Source organism: Phormidium sp. CCY1219, assembly GCF_055795085.1.
This window is the reverse complement of the sequence record NZ_JAYFEQ010000576.1, coordinates 1-235: the sequence shown is the minus strand read 5'-3', so window position 1 is coordinate 235 and position 235 is coordinate 1. Positions and strand designations below refer to the sequence as shown.

1 pseudogene is annotated in these 235 nt (G+C 47.7%); it reads left to right on the top strand.

The annotated features are described in order from the left end of the window. Positions 1–235, top strand: a pseudogene (locus AC0QH1_RS16155) (hypothetical protein); the annotation flags it as partial.

The window sequence follows — 235 nt, the reverse complement described above, 5'->3', positions numbered from 1 at the left end:
CTGCTTATTTGCGTTGGCGAGAAGAAGCCGTACAAGAAGGACGCCAAGAAGGACTGCAAGAAGGACGCCAAGAAGGACTGCAAGAAGGACGCCAAGAAGGACTGCAAGAAGGACGCCAAGAAGGATTGCAAGAAGGACGCCAAGAAGAACGGAGAGAAATGATAGAAAACTTGCTCCAGGTTCGATTTGGCCAGATGGATAATGAATTATCATCAGTAATTGAGCCACTGTTGCA